This is a genomic window from Streptomyces sp. NPDC088387, from assembly GCF_044753385.1.
In the GTDB taxonomy this organism is placed as follows: Bacteria; Actinomycetota; Actinomycetes; order Streptomycetales; family Streptomycetaceae; genus Streptomyces.
Genome location: NZ_JBIVNC010000007.1, coordinates 489,191 through 508,458, shown reverse-complemented (window position 1 = coordinate 508,458; position 19,268 = coordinate 489,191). Strand labels below are relative to the sequence as shown.

Annotated in this window: 19 protein-coding genes and 1 pseudogene; 17 read left to right on the top strand and 3 right to left on the bottom strand. The window is 72.0% G+C overall.

From position 1 onward, the window contains the following. Position 1 precedes the first annotated feature (1 nt). The 11 genes from ACIQAC_RS21720 (at position 2) to ACIQAC_RS21670 (ending at position 11,745) form a co-directional block, all read left to right on the top strand. Entirely contained in the window at positions 2 to 628 is a 627-nt protein-coding gene (locus ACIQAC_RS21720; RefSeq protein ID WP_402193372.1) for an NUDIX domain-containing protein, read from the top strand. Between the two features lie 162 nt (positions 629 to 790). Next, on the top strand, positions 791 to 2,857 hold the full coding sequence (locus tag ACIQAC_RS21715; RefSeq protein WP_402193371.1) for a tetratricopeptide repeat protein: 2,067 nt from the start codon (positions 791 to 793) through the stop codon (positions 2,855 to 2,857). A 139-nt stretch (positions 2,858 to 2,996) separates the two neighbouring features. Next, positions 2,997 to 4,112 (top strand): alanine dehydrogenase, encoded by a 1,116-nt coding sequence (ald, locus tag ACIQAC_RS21710; protein WP_402193421.1) that lies wholly within the window; start codon positions 2,997 to 2,999, stop codon positions 4,110 to 4,112. 383 nt (positions 4,113 to 4,495) lie between these two features. Then, positions 4,496 to 5,674, top strand: a complete 1,179-nt coding sequence (locus ACIQAC_RS21705) for a ParA family protein (protein ID WP_402193370.1) — start codon at positions 4,496 to 4,498, stop codon at positions 5,672 to 5,674. Further along, positions 5,659 to 6,216: a hypothetical protein gene (locus tag ACIQAC_RS21700; RefSeq protein WP_402193368.1), complete on the top strand. Its 558-nt coding sequence runs from the start codon at positions 5,659 to 5,661 to the stop codon at positions 6,214 to 6,216. Before ACIQAC_RS21705 ends, ACIQAC_RS21700 begins: the two co-directional genes overlap by 16 nt. Positions 6,217 to 6,234: 18 nt before the next feature. Then, on the top strand, positions 6,235 to 7,296 hold the full coding sequence (locus tag ACIQAC_RS21695) for a segregation and condensation protein A (protein WP_402193366.1): 1,062 nt from the start codon (positions 6,235 to 6,237) through the stop codon (positions 7,294 to 7,296). Then, positions 7,293 to 7,946 carry an SMC-Scp complex subunit ScpB gene (gene scpB, locus ACIQAC_RS21690; RefSeq protein WP_402193365.1) on the top strand — a complete coding sequence of 218 codons (654 nt, stop codon included), beginning with the start codon at positions 7,293 to 7,295 and terminating at the stop codon, positions 7,944 to 7,946. Before ACIQAC_RS21695 ends, scpB begins: the two co-directional genes overlap by 4 nt. Further along, positions 7,946 to 9,157: a pseudouridine synthase gene (locus ACIQAC_RS21685; RefSeq protein WP_402193363.1), complete on the top strand. Its 1,212-nt coding sequence runs from the start codon at positions 7,946 to 7,948 to the stop codon at positions 9,155 to 9,157. The genes scpB and ACIQAC_RS21685 overlap by 1 nt, the downstream gene beginning before the upstream one ends. A gap of 130 nt (positions 9,158 to 9,287) precedes the next feature. Further along, positions 9,288 to 9,854 (top strand): TIGR03086 family metal-binding protein, encoded by a 567-nt coding sequence (locus ACIQAC_RS21680; RefSeq protein ID WP_402193362.1) that lies wholly within the window; start codon positions 9,288 to 9,290, stop codon positions 9,852 to 9,854. Positions 9,855 to 10,000: 146 nt separating this feature from the next. Then, the gene (locus tag ACIQAC_RS21675) at positions 10,001 to 10,726 is read left to right on the top strand and encodes an NUDIX domain-containing protein (protein ID WP_402193360.1); all 726 of its coding nucleotides are present in this window, start codon (positions 10,001 to 10,003) and stop codon (positions 10,724 to 10,726) included. Further along, a complete protein-coding gene (locus ACIQAC_RS21670) occupies positions 10,723 to 11,745 on the top strand; it encodes an ADP-ribosylglycohydrolase family protein (protein ID WP_402193358.1) in 1,023 nt (340 codons plus the stop codon). Before ACIQAC_RS21675 ends, ACIQAC_RS21670 begins: the two co-directional genes overlap by 4 nt. Before the next feature lie 100 nt (positions 11,746 to 11,845). On the opposite strand, the gene ACIQAC_RS21665 is transcribed toward ACIQAC_RS21670, so the two are convergent. Further along, positions 11,846 to 12,319 (bottom strand): Rieske (2Fe-2S) protein, encoded by a 474-nt coding sequence (locus tag ACIQAC_RS21665; RefSeq protein WP_402193357.1) that lies wholly within the window; start codon positions 12,317 to 12,319, stop codon positions 11,846 to 11,848. 161 nt (positions 12,320 to 12,480) lie between these two features. On the opposite strand from ACIQAC_RS21665, the pseudogene ACIQAC_RS21660 reads away from it, so the two are divergent. From ACIQAC_RS21660 to der, 6 genes and pseudogenes are all read left to right on the top strand, one after another. Then, positions 12,481 to 12,951, top strand: a pseudogene (locus ACIQAC_RS21660) (YidB family protein); the annotation flags it as partial. Between the two features lie 172 nt (positions 12,952 to 13,123). Further along, on the top strand, positions 13,124 to 13,486 hold the full coding sequence (gene aroH / locus ACIQAC_RS21655) for a chorismate mutase (protein ID WP_402193355.1): 363 nt from the start codon (positions 13,124 to 13,126) through the stop codon (positions 13,484 to 13,486). Next, positions 13,483 to 14,568 carry a prephenate dehydrogenase gene (locus tag ACIQAC_RS21650; protein WP_402193354.1) on the top strand — a complete coding sequence of 362 codons (1,086 nt, stop codon included), beginning with the start codon at positions 13,483 to 13,485 and terminating at the stop codon, positions 14,566 to 14,568. The genes aroH and ACIQAC_RS21650 overlap by 4 nt, the downstream gene beginning before the upstream one ends. Positions 14,569 to 14,842: 274 nt before the next feature. Then, positions 14,843 to 15,529 (top strand): (d)CMP kinase, encoded by a 687-nt coding sequence (gene cmk / locus ACIQAC_RS21645; protein ID WP_402193352.1) that lies wholly within the window; start codon positions 14,843 to 14,845, stop codon positions 15,527 to 15,529. Positions 15,530 to 15,585: 56 nt separating this feature from the next. Further along, positions 15,586 to 16,173 (top strand): lysophospholipid acyltransferase family protein, encoded by a 588-nt coding sequence (locus ACIQAC_RS21640; RefSeq protein WP_402193419.1) that lies wholly within the window; start codon positions 15,586 to 15,588, stop codon positions 16,171 to 16,173. A 76-nt stretch (positions 16,174 to 16,249) separates the two neighbouring features. Continuing rightward, entirely contained in the window at positions 16,250 to 17,728 is a 1,479-nt protein-coding gene (gene der / locus ACIQAC_RS21635) for a ribosome biogenesis GTPase Der (protein ID WP_402193350.1), read from the top strand. Positions 17,729 to 17,927: 199 nt separating this feature from the next. Here der and ACIQAC_RS21630 read toward each other — a convergent pair whose 3' ends face one another. Next, the gene (locus ACIQAC_RS21630; RefSeq protein WP_402193349.1) at positions 17,928 to 18,356 is read right to left on the bottom strand and encodes a hypothetical protein; all 429 of its coding nucleotides are present in this window, start codon (positions 18,354 to 18,356) and stop codon (positions 17,928 to 17,930) included. A 104-nt stretch (positions 18,357 to 18,460) separates the two neighbouring features. Continuing rightward, positions 18,461 to 19,243, bottom strand: a complete 783-nt coding sequence (locus ACIQAC_RS21625) for a hypothetical protein (protein WP_402193347.1) — start codon at positions 19,241 to 19,243, stop codon at positions 18,461 to 18,463. Positions 19,244 to 19,268: the final 25 nt, after the last annotated feature.

Genomic DNA, 19,268 nt, shown 5'->3' with positions numbered 1-19,268 from the left:
CATGACGATCAAGGACACCCCCGAGGAGTGGGAGATCCGGGCCACCGGGACCCCCTTCGTGGGCAAGAAGACCTCCGTCCGCACGGACGACGTGGTCATGCCCGACGGGACCGTTGTCCGCCGTGACTACCAGGTGCACCCCGGCTCGGTCGCGATCCTCGCCCTGGACGACGCGGGCCGGGTGCTGGTGCTGCGCCAGTACCGCCACCCCGTACGCCACAAGCTCTGGGAGATCCCGGCCGGACTGCTCGACGTCCCCGGCGAGAACCCGCTGCACGCCGCCCAGCGCGAGCTCTACGAGGAGGCGCACGTCAAGGCCGAGGACTGGCGCGTGCTGACCGACGTCTACACCACGCCGGGCGGCTGCGACGAGGCCGTACGGATCTTCCTCGCCCGGGGGCTGTCCGAGGTCGAGGGCGAGCGGTTCGAGGCCGAGCACGAGGAGCTGGACCTGGAGCTGGCCCGGGTACCCGTCGAGGAGCTCGTGCGCGGGGCGCTGGCGGGCGAACTCCACAACAACTGCCTCGTCGTCGGGGTGCTCTCCCTGGTGGCCGCACGGGCCGGTGACGGCCTCGACGCACTGCGCCCGGCCGAGGCGCCGTGGCCGGCGCGTCCCTTCGAGGCGTGAGCGCCGCCCGCACCCGCGTGGTGTGACGATCGCCTGATCCGATCGGGGGACGTCTCCGCCGCGCTCCGCACAGATCGTCGCAGAGCGTGAACTAGGCTCTGGAAATGCCCGAACCGGAGTCCCGGCGGGCTCTGCGCGTGCGGTGGGACGGGAGTGTGGCCCGTGACGGATCAGGCGGTGGACACGGACGGCGTGCGGCTGTCGGGACACTCGTCGCTGGACAGCGGATTCCTGGGCCGCACACGGGAGTTGAAGGAGCTGCGCGCGGACATCGAGCGTGCCGGACTCGACACCCTCTCCGGGAAGAAGGCACCCCGCGCGCGGGTGCTGCTGATCGCCGGCAAGCCCGGTTCCGGCCGGACCGCGCTCGGTGAGGAACTGGTGGCGCAGATCGCGGACCGTTACCCCGACGGCGTGTTGCGGGTCCGGCTCTCCGAGCCCGACGGCACACCGGTGCCCGTCGGGCGCGCCGCGCGCGACCTGCTGGCCGAAATGGAGCTGCCGAACCCGCCCGGCGCCGCCGAGGACGACCTCACGGGCGCGGTCCGTGACGCCCTCGCCGAGCGCAGGACCGTACTGCTGCTGGACGACGCGTGCGACGCCGAGCAGGTCGACGCCCTGCTGCCGGACGCCCCGGACTGCCTGGTCGTGGCCGTCTCCCGGGGCCCGCTGACCGGCATCGCCGACGTCCGCCCGTGCACGCTGGGCGGCCTGGACACCAAGTCCGCCGTCGAGCTGCTGTCCCGGCACACCGGCTCCGTCCGGATCACCGTCGACCCGCGGGCCGCCGAGGGTCTCGTGGAGGCCTGCCAGGCGCAGCCCGCCGCGCTGATGCTGGCCGGCGGCTGGCTCGCCGCACGCCCCAAGGCGGCCGTCGCCGACCTCGCCAAGCAGCTGCACGCCGAGGGCGACGAGGGCACCGCGCTCGGCCGGGTCTTCCGCCTCGCCTACTCCGCGCTGCCCGCCACGGCCGCCCGGATACTGCGCCTGCTCGCCCTCGCCCCCGGCGGTGTCGTCGACCCGCACACCGCCTCCGCGCTGGCCGGCTGCTCGGTCGCCGGGGCCCGCACCACGATGGACGACTTCGTCAAGCTGGGCCTGCTGCACCGCGTGGACTCCTCGCTCCCGCAGTACGAGGTCCCCGGCTGCCTGCACCCCCTGCTCACCGCCCTCGCCGAGACCCACGACCGGCCCGCCGAGCTCCAGCTGGCCCGCGCCCGGATGCTGGAGCGCACGGTACGGCTGCTCCAGTCCTGCCGGGCCATCACCGAGACCGACAACCCGGAGGCGCGCGAGAAGCTCCAGGGCATGCCGCGCGCCCTGCGCTTCCCCACCCCGCGGGCCGCCGCCGACTGGCTGCGGATCCGCCGGCCCGCGCTGCTGGCCGCGGCCCGTCTCGCGGTCGCCGACGGCGAGCTGGACACGCTGGCCAGGCGGCTGATGTCCCAGCTGGTCCGCGCGATGGTCGCCCACTTCGGCACCCAGGCCGCCGCGCCCGACCTCTACGGCATCCACCGTCTCGTCCTCGACGTCGCCGAGCGGCGCGACCTGCCCCGCGAACAGGCCGCGGCGCTGCTGAACCTCGGCGACCTGGACGCCAGGACCGGCCGGACGACCGAGGCGCTCGCCCGCTACCGGGCCGCACTGGACGCCGGACGCGAGGCGAACGACCCCTACGCGACCGGCCGCGCGATGGAATCCGTAGGCGGCGCCCACCAGGAGCTCGGGGACTACGACCGGGCCGCCGACTGGTTCGGCCGCGCCCTGTCCGAACGGCTCGCCCGCGGCGAGCGCGCGGACGTCGCCCGGCTGTACGGCCGGATCGGTACCGCCCACACCTACGGGGGCCGCTACGGCGAGGCACAGCGGGCCTGGCGGGCCGCGCTGGCCGGCCACCGCAAGCTCGGGGACGTGACCGCGTACGCACGGGCGTTGAGCGAGCTGGCGCGGGTCCAGGAGTACGCGGGTCGCCCCGAGGAGTCGCTGCGCACCTGCCAGGAGGCGGTCGAGTGGGCGCGCCGCGCGGAGGACGTACGACTACAGGCGGCGCTGCATCTGCGGCAGGCCGACACCCTCGAACGTCTGGGCGATCCCACGGCCGCCGGCCTGCACCGCAGTGCCGCCGAGCGCATGCTGGGGGAGGAGCGCCAGGAGGGCGATTCCGGTGATCCCGTTGCCGAAGACGGGGACGATGCCTGCGAAATCCGTAGTGCATCCGCGAAAGATTGAAGCAATGAAAGGCTAGACAGCAGGAACGCCTTCATTAAACTGGCTCTGCCGCACGTTCTCTGCGGTGTCTCCTGGTGTGCCCACGCACGGCCGGGTATGTCACGTAAGCACCCCCTCTGAGCCAAGGACCGTGATCGACGTGAAGGTCGGCATCCCCCGCGAGGTCAAGAACAACGAGTTCCGGGTGGCCATCACCCCCGCCGGCGTGCACGAGCTGGTACGCAACGGCCACCAGGTGGTCATCGAGCAGGGCGCCGGCATCGGCTCCTCGATCACGGACGTGGAGTACGTCGCCGCCGGCGCGCGGATCCTGCCCACCGCCGACGAGGTGTGGGCCACCGCCGACCTGCTGCTGAAGGTCAAGGAGCCGATCGCCGAGGAGTACCACCGCCTCCGCAAGGACCAGACGCTCTTCACCTACCTGCACCTGGCCGCGTCCAAGGAGTGCACGGACGCCCTCGTCGAGTCCGGAACCACCGCCATCGCCTACGAGACCGTCGAGCTGCCCGGCCGCGCGCTGCCGCTGCTCGCCCCGATGTCCGAGGTCGCTGGCCGGATCGCCCCCCAGGTCGGCGCCTACCACCTGATGCGCGCCAACGGCGGCCGCGGTGTGCTGCCGGGCGGCGTGCCGGGTGTGATTCCCGCCAAGGCCGTGGTCATCGGCGGCGGCGTCTCCGGCTGGAACGCCACCCAGATCGCCGTCGGCATGGGCTTCGACGTGACCCTGCTCGACCGCGACATCAACAAGCTGCGCGAGGCCGACAAGATCTTCGGCACGAAGGTCAAGGCCGTCATGTCCAACGCCTTCGAGCTGGAGAAGGCCGTCCTGGAGGCCGACCTCGTCATCGGCGCCGTCCTCATCCCGGGCGCCAAGGCCCCGAAGCTGGTCACCAACGAGCTGGTGTCCCGGATGAAGCCCGGCAGTGTCCTTGTCGACATCGCGATCGACCAGGGCGGCTGCTTCGAGGACTCCCGTCCCACCACCCACGCCGAGCCGACCTTCCCGGTCCACAACTCGGTCTTCTACTGCGTCGCCAACATGCCCGGCGCGGTGCCCAACACCTCCACCAACGCCCTCACCAACGCCACGCTGCCGTACATCGTGTCCCTCGCCAACAACGGCTGGGTCGAGGCGCTGCGCCGCGACCCGGCGCTGGCCAGGGGTCTCAACACGCATGACGGCAAGGTCGTTTACAAGGAGGTCGCCGAGGCCCACGGCCTGGAGCACATCGAGCTGGAGACCCTCCTCGGCTGAGCCCTCGCACCCCGGCCCATGTCGACTCGGCCACCAAGTCGTCAGCCGTCAAAAGGCGATTCGTCAACACGCTTCGTCAACCCCACGCACCCGGCCGGACCTTGCGACACAAGGTCCGGCCGGGTGTGTGTATGGTCACTTTGCGGCACAAGGTCAACTCGCCTCGAACGTAACCCTTGAGCCGATTCGTGCACCGGTGAAACCTACCGTGCGACGGTCGTACGCCCTTGACAGCAGGATGTTTCATTGCCGACACATCCTGCCGGGTCCGGCGGATTGTGTTGCTGTGAACGCCCGACACGCCATAGAGTCGCCAACCGTCGGCATGGTGCCACGCTGACCTGTCTAGAAATTTCCTGGTCACCAAGGAGGTAAGACGACTTGTGAATGAGTCGACATTTTCTCCCGGGGGTGGTCAACCAGGAAGCCCTGCGCGGGGTCAGGCGCCCGCGGGGTTCGAGGCTGTCGGCTCCGTAGCGGTGCGCACCTTCGCAGCCCACCAGAGTCACCACAAGTCAGGGGTGACTCAGCCAGCACACCAGAGCATGGATGGCCATCACGTGAACGCCATGGCCGGCGACGGAAGTGGCGCGCCCCACAACCACTTCGCCGACTACGACGAACTGCCCGAGGGGCACTTCTACGACCCCGACGCCGAGTACGAGCCCGATCCCGAGTACGCGGCCACGCTCGCGCCCGACGCTGCCCGTCAGCGCCGCGAGCGCATCGGCCCGACCGGGCGCCCGCTCCCGTACTTCCCGATCCCGGGCCCGCTCACGGACCACGGACCCGCGAAGATCATCGCGATGTGCAACCAGAAGGGCGGCGTGGGCAAGACGACGTCGACCATCAACCTGGGTGCCGCGCTCGCGGAGTACGGACGCCGGGTGCTGCTCGTGGACTTCGACCCGCAGGGCGCGCTGTCGGTCGGTCTCGGCGTCAATCCGATGGAGCTCGACCTCACCGTCTACAACCTGCTCATGGAGCGGGGCATGGCGGCCGACGAGGTCCTCCTGAAGACCGCGGTCCCCAACATGGACCTGCTGCCGAGCAACATCGACCTGTCGGCGGCGGAGGTCCAGCTCGTCTCCGAGGTCGCCCGCGAGTCGACACTCCAGCGCGCCCTGAAGCCGCTCATGGCCGACTACGACTACATCGTGATCGACTGTCAGCCCTCGCTGGGCCTGCTCACCGTCAACGCCCTGACGGCGGCTCACAAGGTGATAGTGCCCCTCGAGTGCGAGTTCTTCGCGCTGCGTGGTGTCGCGCTGCTCACCGAGACCATCGAGAAGGTGCAGGAGCGGCTCAACCCGGAGCTGGAGCTCGACGGGATCCTCGCCACGATGTACGACTCGCGCACCGTGCACAGCCGCGAGGTGCTCGCGCGGGTCGTCGAGGCGTTCGACGACCACGTCTACCACACGGTCATCGGGCGCACGGTCCGCTTCCCGGAGACCACGGTCGCCGGTGAGCCGATCACCACGTACGCCTCCAACTCGGTCGGTGCCGCCGCCTATCGCCAGCTCGCCAGGGAGGTGCTCGCCCGGTGTCACGCCGAGTGAGTCTGCCGGGGGCCGACGAACTCTTCCGTACGACAGGGGGCATGGCGCTTCAGCCGTCCAGCCCGCGGCGACAGGCCAACGGCGAGGCCCGGGTGCCGGCGCCGGCCGGGGAGAGCGACGAGGCTGCGGCCGAGGACGCGCCGCAGTCGGTGCCCGCGCAGGGCGGGGACGGCGACGGGGCCGAGCATGTCGCCACCGACTCGGAATCGGCCGACGCGGAGTCGCGCGGCCGTGACCGGCGCTCGGCCGCGGCCACGCAGGAGGGTTCCGCCGACGGCGGGCAGTCGCAGCCGCGCAAGCGCGGTCGTGGCGGTGGCTCGCGGCGGCCCAGTGGACGCGAGCGGCACGACGAGAAGATCACCGTGTACGTCTCCGCCGAGGAGCTCATGGACCTGGAACACGCCCGGCTGGTGCTCCGTGGGGAGCACGGGCTCGCGGTGGATCGTGGGCGGATCGTGCGGGAGGCCGTCGCCGTGGTGCTGGCGGATCTGGAGACCCGTGGGGACGCCAGCATCCTCGTACGACGGTTGCGCGGCCGGTAGGGGTAGCCTGCGGGGGCTATGACCTCGAATGACGCTTCTGTCGCTGCCTCCGGCGGTTCCGGACGTCGGCGGGTGCTCGGGCGAGGGCCCGGGGCGCCGGCTGATGAGCCGGTGGCCGAGGTTGCCGCGGCCGAGCCGTTCATCGAGCCGGTCGCCGAGCCGGTCGTCGGGGTTACGGAGGCGCCTCCGGCCGGTGAGTACGGCGGCGACGGCGTGGACGGCGAGCCGGAGGCCGTGGAGGCCGGAGCCGGCGAGGAGCCCGACGGCGGTGGGGTCTTCAAGGTCCGGCTGGCGAACTTCGAAGGGCCCTTCGATCTGCTGCTCCAGCTGATCTCGAAGCACAAGCTGGACGTCACCGAAGTGGCGCTGTCCAAGGTGACCGACGAGTTCATGGTGTACATCCGGGCCCTCGGGCCGGACTGGGACCTGGACGAGACGACCGAGTTCCTCGTGGTCGCCGCCACACTGCTCGACCTGAAGGCGGCCCGGCTGCTGCCCGCCGCCGAGGTGGAGGACGAGGCCGACCTGGCCCTCCTCGAAGCACGGGACCTGCTCTTCGCGCGACTGCTCCAGTACCGCGCCTACAAGCAGATCGCCGACATCTTCAACCGGCGGCTCGAAGAAGAGGGCCGGCGCTATCCCCGTACCGTCGGGCTCGAACCGCACCACGCCGAGCTGCTGCCCGACGTCGTGATCAGCATCGGGCCCGAGGGGTTCGCGAGGCTTGCCGTGAAGGCGATGCAGCCCAGGCCCAAGCCGCAGGTGTACGTCGATCACATCCACGCGCCGCTGGTGAGCGTGCAGGAGCAGGCCGGGATCGTGGTCGCGCGGCTGAAGGAGCTGGGCGAGACGAGTTTCCGGACGCTCGTCGACGACACCGACGACACCCTCACCGTCGTGGCCCGGTTCCTCGCGCTGCTGGAGCTGTACCGGGAGAAGGCCGTCGCGCTGGAGCAGGAGATCGCCCTCGGAGAGCTGCTGGTGCGGTGGACCGGCGGGGAGGGCGACGCCGAGCCGATGGTGACGGACGAGTTCGACCGGCCGCCGGAGCCGCCGAAGGACGAGGAGAAGAAGGCGTGAGTGAGGAGACCACGGAACTTCCCGTCGGGCAGCGCGGGGTCGCGGACCTCGACCTCAAGCCCGCTCTGGAGGCCGTCCTGATGGTCGTGGACGAGCCCGCGACCGAGGAGCACCTCGCGAAGATCCTCCAGCGGCCCAGGCGCCGGATCGCCGACGCGCTGCGGGAGCTGGCCGACGAATACGTCACACAGGGCCGTGGATTCGAGCTGCGGCTGATCGCCGGCGGCTGGCGCTACTACACGCGGCCGGAGTACGCCGCGGCCGTCGAGGGCTTCGTCCTGGACGGGCAGCACGCCCGCCTCACGCAGGCGGCTCTTGAGACCCTGGCGGTCGTCGCGTACCGCCAGCCGGTCAGCCGCAGCCGGGTCTCCGCGGTGCGCGGAGTGAACTGTGACGGTGTGATGCGCACCCTCCTCCAGCGGGGTCTGGTCGGGGAGGCGGGCACGGAACCCGAAACAGGTGCGATCCTGTACGTGACGACGAACTACTTTCTGGAGCGGATGGGCCTGCGTGGCCTGGACGAGCTCCCGGAGCTCGCGCCCTTCCTCCCCGAGGCGGAGGCGATCGAGGCCGAGACGCTGGAAGGGGTCCCGTCGTTCGATCCGGACGCTCCGGATTCCGAGGACGCAGACGACAAGACGGAAATTTGATGCGAAGCAGCAGCGGCAGGAACAGCAGCGGAAACAACGGCGGGAGCCGTGGTGGCAACAGCGGCGGCCGCGGCGGTAGCAGCGGTGGCGGCGGGAGCCGTGGCGCGAGCAGCGGTGGCGGCGGCGGAGGCCGTGGCGCGAGCAGCGGTGGCGGCCGTGGCGCCGGCAGCGGTGGCCGCGGAAACTTCCGCGGTGCCGGGAACGACCGCGACGACAAGCAGGCGGGCCGGCCGAAGAGGCCGCGCCCCGAGGAGCGGCGCTACGACGTAGGGCCGGGCGCCTCCCAGGAGGGCCCGAAGTCCGGGCGCGGCGCGTCCGCGCGCGGTGGCGCCAAGGGCGGGCCCCGGCAGGGCCAGGGCACCGGGCGCGGGCGTACGACGCCGGCCACCTCCCGCGAGTACGACGCGCGGAGCGAGGAGCGCAACCGGGACCGCTACGCGGAGGCCAAGCAGGTCAAGCTGCCCCCCAAGACCTTCCCCGGCGCCGAGCAGGAGGGCGAGCGGCTCCAGAAGGTCCTCGCCCGCGCGGGCTACGGCTCGCGGCGCTCCTGCGAGGAGCTGATCGAGCAGGCCAGGGTCGAGGTCAACGGCGAGATCGTCCTGGAGCAGGGCAAGCGGGTCGACCCGGAGAAGGACGAGGTCAAGGTCGACGGACTAACCGTGGCGACCCAGTCGTACCAGTTCTTCTCGCTCAACAAGCCCGCCGGTGTCGTCTCGACCATGGAGGACCCCGAGGGCCGGCAGTGCCTCGGCGACTACGTCACCAACCGGGAGACCCGGCTCTTCCACGTCGGCCGGCTCGACACCGAGACCGAGGGCGTCATCCTGCTCACCAACCACGGCGAGCTGGCCCACCGGTTGACCCACCCGAAGTACGGCGTCAAGAAGACCTACCTCGCCCACATCGTCGGCCCGATCCCGCGCGACCTGGGCAAGAAGCTCAAGGACGGCATCCAACTGGAGGACGGGTACGCGCGAGCGGACCACTTCCGGGTCGTCGAGCAGACCGGCAAGAACTACCTGGTCGAGGTCACCCTGCACGAGGGCCGCAAGCACATCGTCCGGCGGATGCTCGCCGAGGCGGGCTTCCCGGTCGACAAACTGGTGCGGGTCGCCTTCGGCCCGATCACGCTGGGCGACCAGAAGTCGGGCTGGCTGCGCCGCCTGTCGAACACCGAGGTCGGCATGCTGATGCAGGAAGTCGAGCTGTAGAGCACACACGATCAGCGCCCTTCGCGGGCGGCGGCCGGTCCCGGATTCCCCGGGGCCGGCCGTTCGTCTTCCGCCGCCCCGATGCTTTTTGGCTCCCCGCGCGGTCTTCATCCATGACGGAGGGAGAGACATGACTGCGACGACGGACCCCGGGGAACTGCTGGAGCGATCGCTGGCCTACGCGCTGGGGAGCGTGGCCGGGGTGGAGACCGGGAACCTCGGCCGGGACACACCGTGCCCCGAGTGGGACCTCGCGAAGCTGCTCGGCCATCTCGACGACTCGCTGGACGCGTTGTACGAGGGGATCACGGGCGGCTCGATCGGGCTCTTCCCGGGGGTGGCGGAGCCGGACGCCGCGTGCGGGTTCCGCAGACGCGCCTGCGCCCTGCTCGGCGCGTGGGCGGCCGGACCGCCGGACCGGGTGCGGGTGGGCGAACGGCCGCTGGACATACGGCTCATGGCGGCCGTGGGCGCCGTCGAGATCGCCGTGCACGGCTGGGACGTGGCGCAGGCGTGCGGACACGTACGGCCGCTGCCGGTGCGGCTCGCCGCCGAGTTGCTGCCCGTCGCGCGGTACGCGGTCGGGGACGCGGACCGGGGTGCCCGGTTCGGCGCGCCGCTCGCCGTGCCCGTGTGGGCGGAGCCCGACGAGCGGCTGCTGGCGTTCCTGGGGCGCCGCGACCTCTGCGCCGGGTGAGGCGGGACCGGAGCGGGGGAGCGGTTTGGGAAACGCATGGGTTGTGGTGACCCGTGTGGGCTCTTTATAGTCGCACTGACTATATGTCGTTCCGACGACAAGTCGGCGCGGCCACAAGGGCCGTGGGCATGGGGGGGTGAGCGGGCGTGAGCTTTCCGGACGGCTACGACAGACACGCCTTCGAGCCCTTCGCCGTCACCGTCGATCTCGCCGTCCTCACCCTCCGCGCGGGCGCGCTGCACGTCCTGCTCGTCGAGCGCGGCCACGAACCGTACGCCGGACACTGGGCCCTGCCCGGCGGCTTTGTGCTGCCGAAGGAGTCCGCCGAGACGGCCGCCCGGCGTGAACTCGCCGAGGAGACCGGGCTGTCCGACGTCTCCGGACTCCACCTCGAACAACTGCGCACCTACAGCGAGCCCGACCGCGACCCCCGGATGCGGGTCGTCTCGGTCGCCTACGCCGCGCTGCTGCCCGAACCGCCCGAACCACACGGCGGCGGCGATGTCACACAGGCCCGCTGGGTGCCGTACGACAGCGCCCGGCCGCTCGCCTTCGACCACGACCGGATGCTCGCCGACGCCCAGGAACGCGTCGGCGCCAAACTCGAGTACACCTGCCTCGCGACCGCCTTCTGCCCGCCCGAGTTCACACTCGGCGAGCTGCAACAGGTCTACGAGACCGTGTGGGACACACCGCTCGACCGCCCCAACTTCCGCCGCAAGGTGCTCGCCACGCCCGGCTTCGTCGAACCGGTACCCGGCGCCGCCCGGTTGACCGGCGGACGCGGCAAGCCGGCGGCGCTCTACCGCGCGGGCACCGCCACCGCACTCCATCCGCCGCTGCTCCGACCGTCCCGGGAAGGTCCCGCATGACCACGACCACCGTCCGCAAGCGTGCCGCCACCGGATCCCTGCTGGGGCTGGCCCTGGGGGATGCGCTGGGATTTCCGACCGAGTTCAACGACGTGCCCTCGATCCTCGCGAAGTGCGGCCCCTGGGGGCACATGGATCTGCCCACACCGGCGATCGTCAGCGACGACACACAGATGACACTGGCCGTGGGACGGGGCATACGGGAGGCGATGGACCGGGGCCTGCTCGCACCCGTCGGGATGGTCGCCGCCGTACGCAAGGAGTTCGTCGCCTGGAACCGGTCCCCGGAGAACAACCGGGCCCCCGGAACCACCTGCCTGCGCGCGTGCGAGCTGCTGGAGCAGGAGGACCGGCTCTGGCAGGACGCCAGCCAGATCGACTCCAAGGGCTGCGGCGCCAACATGCGGGTCGCGCCGGTCGGGCTGATATCCGGGCTCAGCGACGAACAGCGCGCCGGCGCCGCCCAGTTGCAGGCCGCCCTGACCCACGGCCATCCGACGGCGCTCGCCGCGTCCGACCTCACCGCCCACGCCGTACGGCTGCTCGCGCAGGGCGCCGAACCGACCGGACTCGTCGGGCAGTTGCGGTCGTACGCCTACGAGAACCGCGGGCGGTACCACGAGCGCTGGCTCGGCGATCTGTGGCGGCGCGGCCAGGACGCCTCGGCGGAGGACTTCATCGTGCGCGGCTGGGACGAGTGCCTCGGTGTCCTCGACCGGCTGAAGGACGCCGTGCGCACCGTCTCGCCCGAGGCCGATCCCTGCCTGGCGACCGGCGCGGGCTGGATCGCCGAGGAGGCGCTCGCCACCGGGCTGCTGTGCTTCCTGCTCTTCGTCGACGAACCGCTCACCGCGCTGCGCCGCGCCGCGTGCAGCTCCGGCGACTCGGACTCCATCGCGTGTCTGACCGGCGCGTTCGCGGGGGCGTACCTCGGCGTCGACGCCTGGCCGCGGGACTGGGCGGACCGGATCGAGTACGAGAGCGAGCTGGTGACGCTCGGGGCGCTCTGGGACAACTGAGTGCGGTGAGCGGTTGTGGGGCGAGTGGTTGTGGGATGAGCGGTTGAGGGGTGGGCCGCTGACGGGCGGGCGGTGGCGGGTGGGTGGTGACGGCGGGTGGTCAGGCCCTGGTGATCGAGTCGCCCGTCACCGTGATCTGCTCCTTCGGCAGGGGCCTGGTCGCGGGGCCGTGGGCCACCGAACCGTCCGTGATGCTGAACTTGCTGCCGTGGCAGGCGCAGTTGATCGTGCCGCCCGAGACGTCCGCGACCGTGCAGCCCTGGTGGGTGCAGACCGCCGAGAAGGCCAGGATCTCGCCCTGATCCGGCTGGGTCAGCACGATCTTCTCGTCGGCGAGGATCGTGCCGCCGCCGACCGGGACGTCGGCCGTCGTGGCCAGCTCGGGGCCGGTGGCCGGGGAGCTCTCCGCATCGCCCGGCGGTGACTCCTGGGTCTCTTGCGTCTCCTGTGCCGACTGTGTGGGCTGGGCGTCACCGCCGCCGTCGTCGTCACCGCCGCAGGCCGTCACCAGCGCGGTGGCGCCCACCGCGCCCGTCGCGAGGAGCATCGTGCGCCGTGTTGTTCCGTGGGTCATGTCGTCACTCCGAAGGTGCGGAAGTACCAGGGGTGAAGGGGACCGGCCCGGCAAACAATGCCACAAAGCGCGCATGTCGTACGTCCCGGAGTCACGGATCCGTCCCGAGTAGCGGAAGCGGATCATCCACGTGACATTGGCAGGGATCGAGGCCGGGCCCGCACCCTGCGCCCGGCCGCCTCTCGAAAGGCGCGACCATGGCGGGTAACGATCTCGGCAGTCTGCTCGGCGGCCTCCTCGGGGGCGGACAGCAGAGCGGCGGGGGCGCCGGCGGTGGGGCGAATCTGCTCGCCGTGCTGCTCGGCACCCTGATGCGAAGTGGCGGCACCACCGGAGCCGCCGGATCCAACCCGCTGGGCGGGCTGCTGGAGATGCTGACCAAGTCCGGACTCGTCGACCAGGCGCAGTCCTGGGTCGGCTCCGGCAGCAACCAGCCCGTGAGCGGCTCCCAGCTCCGCCAGGCGCTGCCCGACGAGACGCTTCGGCAGGTCGCCGAGGAGGCGGGTGTCAGTCCCGAGCAGGCGGCCGACGGCCTGGCCCAGGTCCTGCCGCAGGCCGTCGACAGGCTCACCCCCGAGGGCCAGGTGCCCCAGGAGTCGCTGGAGGACATCATCAGGCAGCAGCGGCTGTGACCGGCCGGCCCGGGGCGCCCGCCGCGTCTCAGGAGACGGGCGCCGCACACCGGCCGTACGCGGGCTGACTAGGCTGGACGGGCGAGGAGCACAGGGGTCCGCGGCGCCGGGACGCGCGGCGGGCACCGCGGGCACTCGCGGCCGATCCGCACGACCAGCAAGGAGCAACGCCGTGGCGGTACGAGCGGTCCGGGGCGCCGTCCAACTCGAACGGGACGCCGCCGGACACATGGAGGAGCAGGTGGCGGCCCTGCTCACCGCCATCCTCGAACGCAACGGGCTCACCGCCGACGACCTGATCAGCATCTGGTTCACGGCCACGCCCGATCTGCACAGCGACTTCCCGGCCGCCGCGGCCCGCGGGCTCGGCATCGTCGACGTACCGCTGATCTGCGCCCAGGAACTGGACATCGAGGGCGCCATGCCACGGGTCGTACGGATCCTCGCGCACATCGAGTCCGACCGGCCGCGCGCCGACATCGCCCACGTCTACCTCGGCACCGCGGCCGCCCTGCGCAAGGACATCGCCCAGTGAGAACCGCCCTCGTCATCGGCACCGGCCTGATCGGCACCTCCGCCGCCCTCGCCCTGGTGCAGCGCGGCGTCACCGTCCACCTCGCGGACCACGACCCCGAGCAGGCGCGCACGGCCGCCGCGCTCGGCGCGGGCAGCGACGAGCAGCCCGAAGGGCCCGTCGACCTCGCGATCGTCGCCGCGCCGCCCGCCCACGTGGCCGCCGTCCTCGCCGACGCCATGCGCCGCGGGCTCGCCCGGGGCTACCTCGACGTGGCCAGCGTCAAGGGCGGACCGCGCCGGGAGCTGGAGGGCCAGGGTCTCGACCTGTCCGCGTACATCGGCTCGCACCCCATGTCGGGCCGTGAGCGGTCCGGCCCGCTGGCCGCCACCGCCGACCTCTTCGAGGGCCGCCCCTGGGTGCTCACCCCGACCCGGGACACCGACACCGAGGTGCTGAACCTCGCCCTGGAACTCGTCTCGCACTGCCGCGCGGTGCCGGTCGTCATGGACGCCGACGCCCACGACCGGGCCGTCGCCCTCGTCTCCCACATGCCGCACCTGGTGTCCAGCATGGTCGCCGCGCGGCTGGAGAACGCCGAGGAGGCCGCCGTACGGCTGTGCGGGCAGGGCATTCGGGACGTGACGCGGATCGCCGCGTCCGATCCCGCGATGTGGATCGACATCCTCTCCGCGAATCCGGGGCCGGTGGCCGACCTGTTGTCCGACGTCTCCGCCGATCTCGACGAGACCGTCGAGGCGCTGCGGGCGCTTCAGTCGTCCGACGAGGCCAAGCGGCGCGAGGGTGTGGGCGGTATCGAGGACGTGCTGCGGCGGGGGAACGCGGGGCAGGTGCGGGTGCCCGGCAAGCACGGGTCCGCTCCGCGGGTGTACGAGGTGGTGGCGGTGCTGATCGACGACCAGCCGGGGCAGCTGGCGAGGATCTTCGCCGATGCCGGGCGGGCCGGGGTCAACATCGAGGATGTGCGGATCGAGCATGCGACGGGGCAGCAGGCGGGGCTTGTGCAGTTGATGGTCGAGCCCAGGTCGGTGGCCGTGCTCGGCGCGGCGTTGCGGGAGCAGGGGTGGGCGCTTCGGCAGTAGTCCGGCCGCGGGCCGGGGTCCCGTTGTGGGGGCGGCGCCCCCACACCCCCGCTTCGGCCCTGCACGGGCCTCGTCCTCAAACGCCGGACGGGCTGAAACGGCGCCCGCGTCGGGAGGGAGGACGGGGTCTCGGGCGTCGGGTGGGCTGAAATGGCCCCCGTGTCGGGAGGGCGGGCTGTGGGGGTCCGGATGAGTGACGCGTACGCAGTAACCTTGTGCGGGGCGTCCGCTCGCCCCCATGTCCCGCCTCAGCGCACCAGGAAGGTGTCCACCCGTGGAAAACGGCGTCGCCCAGCCCGTGATTGTCGCCATCGACGGTCCCTCCGGCACGGGCAAGTCGAGCACGTCCAAGGCCGTGGCCGCCCAGCTGGGCCTGAGCTACCTGGACACCGGTGCCCAGTACCGGGCGATCACCTGGTGGATGGTGGCCAACGGGATCGACGTCGACGACCCGTCGGCGATCGCCGACGCGGCGGGCAAGCCGGAGATCGTTTCCGGCACCGACCCGAAGAACCCCACGATCCACGTCGACGGCACCGACGTCGCCGGTCCGATCCGGACCCAGGACGTCACCTCCAAGGTCAGCGCGGTCAGCGCGGTCCCCGAGGTGCGGGCACGGATCACCGAGCTCCAGCGGACCATCGCCGCCGGCGCCGCCGACGGCATCGTCGTCGAGGGGCGTGACATCGGTACGACCGTGCTGCCCGACGCCGATCTGAAGATCTTCCTCACCGCCTCCGCGGAGGCCCGCGCGGCCCGGCGCAGCGGTGAGCTGAAGAACGCCGACGTGAACGCCACCCGTGACGCGCTGGTGAAGCGCGACGCCGCCGACGCCGGCCGCAAGACCTCCCCGCTCGCCAAGGCGGACGACGCCGTCGAGGTGGACACCACCGAGCTCACGCTCCAGCAGGTCATCGAGTGTGTCGTCACCCTCGTCGGGGAGAAGCGGGCGGCGAAGTGACCGTACGTCCCACGGCGCGCCGCGCCGAAGTCGGCCGGCGGATCGGCGTACCGCTGATGTACGGGCTGTTCCGGCCGCGTGTGCTGGGCAGCTGGCGGATGCCCGCGGCCGGTCCGGTGATCCTCGCTGTGAACCACTCGCACAACGTCGACGGGCCGATGGTGATGGGCGTCTCGCCCCGGCCGGTGCACTTCCTGATCAAGCAGGAGGCCTTCGTCGGCCCCCTGGACCCCTTCCTGACCGGCATCGGCCAGGTGAAGGTGGACCGGACGAGCGCCGACCGCACCGCCATCACGCGGGCGCTCGGCATCCTGGACGACGGCGGAGTCCTCGGGATCTTCCCGGAGGGCAGCCGCGGCGAGGGCGACTTCGCCTCGCTGCGGGCCGGGCTCGCCTACTTCGCGGTGCGCGGCGGCGCCCCGATCGTGCCGGTCGCCGTACTGGGCAGCTCGGAACGGCAGGGCCGCCTGGTCAAGGGGCTGCCGCCGCTGCGCAGCCGTATCGACGTCGTCTTCGGCGAGCCGTTCGACGCGGGCGACGGCAGCGGGCGGCGTACGCGCAAGGTGCTCGACGAGGCGACCGAGCGCATCCAGAAGCAGCTCACCGCGCACCTGGAAAACGCCAGGCGCCTGACCGGGCGCTAAGCGACACTGAGTAGTGGATCAGCCCAAATCGACGGGCGGGTCCACCGATCACCACGATGAACGAGGTACGGACTTCATGAACGACGACAGCCACTCCGAGGGCTCGCTCGAAGAGCACGACCACGGAGCGCTTGGCGACGCCGAGTACGCGGACTTCATGGAGCTCGCCGCGGTGGAGGGCTTCGACGCCGAGGACGTCGAGGGCGCGATCGAGGAGGCCGGGCACGGCCCGCTGCCCGTCCTCGCCGTCGTCGGCCGTCCCAATGTCGGCAAGTCGACCCTGGTGAACCGGATCATCGGCCGCCGCGAGGCCGTGGTGGAGGACAAGCCGGGCGTCACCCGCGACCGGGTCACCTACGACGCGGAGTGGGCGGGCCGCCGCTTCAAGGTCGTCGACACCGGCGGCTGGGAGCAGGACGTCCTCGGCATCGACGCCTCCGTCGCCGCGCAGGCCGAGTACGCGATCGAGGCCGCCGACGCGGTCGTCTTCGTCGTGGACGCCAAGGTCGGCGCGACCGACACCGACGAGGCGGTCGTACGACTGCTGCGCAAGGCCGGCAAGCCCGTGGTGCTGTGCGCCAACAAGGTCGACGGCCAGAGCGGCGAGGCCGACGCGTCCTACCTCTGGGCGCTCGGTCTGGGCGAACCGCACCCGGTCTCGGCCCTGCACGGCCGCGGCACCGGCGACATGCTGGACGCCGTTCTGGAGGCGCTGCCGAGCGCGCCCGAGCAGACCTTCGGCACCGCGGTCGGCGGCCCGCGCCGGATCGCCCTCATCGGCCGCCCGAACGTCGGCAAGTCCTCCCTGCTGAACAGGGTGGCGGGCGAGGAGCGCGTCGTCGTCAACGAGATCGCGGGCACCACCCGCGACCCGGTCGACGAGCTGATCGAACTCGGCGGCATCACCTGGAAGTTCGTCGACACGGCCGGCATCCGCAAGCGTGTCCACCTCCAGCAGGGCGCGGACTACTACGCCTCGCTGCGCACCGCCGCCGCCGTCGAGAAGGCCGAGGTCGCGGTCATCCTGATCGACGCCGCCGACAACATCTCCGTGCAGGACCAGCGGATCGTGACGATGGCCGTGGACGCCGGACGCGCGATCGTCCTCGCCCTCAACAAGTGGGACACCCTCGACGAGGAGCGCCGGTTCTACCTGGAGCGCGAGATCGAGACCGAGCTCGGCCAGATCGCCTGGGCGCCGCGGGTCAACGTCTCGGCGCGTACCGGACGGCACATGGAGAAGCTGGTCCCGGCGATCGAGACGGCCCTCGCCGGCTGGGAGACCCGCGTCCCGACCGGCCGGCTCAACGCCTTCCTCGGCGAGCTGGTCTCCGCCCACCCGCACCCGGTCCGCGGCGGCAAGCAGCCGCGCATCCTGTTCGGCACCCAGGCCGGCACCAAGCCGCCCCGGTTCGTGCTGTTCGCCTCCGGCTTCATCGAGGCGGGCTACCGGCGCTTCATCGAGCGCCGGCTGCGCGAGGAGTTCGGGTTCCACGGGACGCCGATCCACATCTCGGTGCGGGTGCGCGAGAAGCGCGGCGCGAAGAAGAAGTAGCCCCGGCGCAGGCGCAGGCGCAGTCCTGTCACGGGCATGGGGAAGGGGGGGCCCCCCCCGGGGGGCGCCCCCCCCCCCCCCCCCCAAGGCGGGGGGCAAAAACCCCCGGGGGGGGGGGGGGGGGGGGGCCGCCCGGGGGGGGGGGGGGGGGCGCCCCCGGGGGGGGCCCCCCCCTTCCCCATGCCTCACATGCCTGGTCTCACATGCCTCGGCGGGGCGCCGGTGGCAGGGCCGCCGGAATGTGGTGCATGGTGCCGTGCTGCCCCAGCTGGCCCACGCGCTGCCACTGCCCCTGCTGTCCGCCGTGCCGTGCGCTGTTGGCCCCCGCGCTGTAGGCGCTGTACGAGCCACCCGCGCCGAACGAGCCGCCGCCGTAGCCGACCGAGCCGGTGCCGTAGGCGCCGCTGCCGTATGTGCCGGAGCCGTGTGGCAGGATCCCGAAGGCCGCGAACCCCAGCTTCTCCTCGCCGCTGCGGTCACCCGGCAGCGTCCGGAAGGACTTGACGTACTCGGCGTAGAGCGCGTCGTAGATCGGCGTGGCCGAAGGACCGACGGGGCCGTCCTGAGCCGATCGGCCGGAGGGGATCGACGGATAGGACTGGCGGTGGGGGACGTCGTATGCGTGCACGTATGTCCAAACGACCCGCTTCGCGAAGGGATGCGGCTCGTTGACGCCCCGCCCCCGAGGGGCGCGTGAAGTCCCGGCTCCGCGCGCCCCTGTCGGTCAGCGGCTCAGGTGCCGGCGAGCGGCAGCGCGCTGCCGACCAGCTTGCCGTTGGCGGCCGCCTTGTCGAGGGCGTCGCGGAGCAGGTCCTCGCGCGGCTGCCGGCCGATGGAGCCGACCGGGGCGGCGAACATCAGCACCTGCTGGTGCTTGTTCGCGGCGCTGCGCCAGCCGTCGGTGACCTGGAGCGGCTGGTGCGCCTGCCACCAGGCCACCGGCTGGCCGCCGTTGCTGCCGGGCTGGAGCACCGCGTGCAGCTGACCCACCGCCAGCAGTACGGACCAGCCGTGCAGCACCGGCGGCACGGCGGAGAGCTCGCTCAGCGGCATAAAGCCCTGCTCGATCAGCAGCGGCAGGAAGTCGTCGCCGATGCCGCTGGAGCCGGGCCGCACGATGGGGCCGGTCGGCTCCACGACCAGCGCCGGGTGCAGCTCTCCGGCGATCAGTACGAGTCCGCTGGTGACGCCGAGCACGGCCTGCTCCGGCACCACCTTGTTCGGCTCCAGATCGACGGCGTCGCCGTTGATGGACTTCACGGCGCCCTGGAGCTGCGCCTCGGTCACCTGGACCACCTGCGAGGGCAGGCAGCCGGCGTGGGCGAAGGCGAGGACGGCGGTCTCGTCGCCGATGAACAGGACGGTGCTGGTGCGCTCGTGCTCGGAGTCGCCCGGGGTGCGGCAGGACGTGCAGTCGTAACTGCCCGGGGCGTTCTCTCCGGCGAGCAGCCGGTCGGCTTCTTCGGCGCCGATCTCGGCGCGTACCTCGTCGCTGACGTCGAGCATGCGCGGCACGGGTGGCTCCCTCGGGATGCGGTAC

What these genes read in the sequence shown, in the direction of transcription:
- ACIQAC_RS21695 (WP_402193366.1), top strand. Translation starts at nt 6,235, where the DNA reads ATGACCTCGAATGACGCTTCTGTCGCTGCCTCCGGCGGTTCCGGACGT.
- ACIQAC_RS21685 (WP_402193363.1), top strand. Translation starts at nt 7,946, where the DNA reads ATGCGAAGCAGCAGCGGCAGGAACAGCAGCGGAAACAACGGCGGGAGC.
- ACIQAC_RS21720 (WP_402193372.1), top strand. Translation starts at nt 2, where the DNA reads ATGACGATCAAGGACACCCCCGAGGAGTGGGAGATCCGGGCCACCGGG.
- ACIQAC_RS21670 (WP_402193358.1), top strand. Translation starts at nt 10,723, where the DNA reads ATGACCACGACCACCGTCCGCAAGCGTGCCGCCACCGGATCCCTGCTG.
- ACIQAC_RS21680 (WP_402193362.1), top strand. Translation starts at nt 9,288, where the DNA reads ATGACTGCGACGACGGACCCCGGGGAACTGCTGGAGCGATCGCTGGCC.
- der (WP_402193350.1), top strand. Translation starts at nt 16,250, where the DNA reads ATGAACGACGACAGCCACTCCGAGGGCTCGCTCGAAGAGCACGACCAC.
- ACIQAC_RS21665 (WP_402193357.1), bottom strand. Translation starts at nt 12,319, where the DNA reads ATGACCCACGGAACAACACGGCGCACGATGCTCCTCGCGACGGGCGCG.
- ACIQAC_RS21640 (WP_402193419.1), top strand. Translation starts at nt 15,586, where the DNA reads ATGTACGGGCTGTTCCGGCCGCGTGTGCTGGGCAGCTGGCGGATGCCC.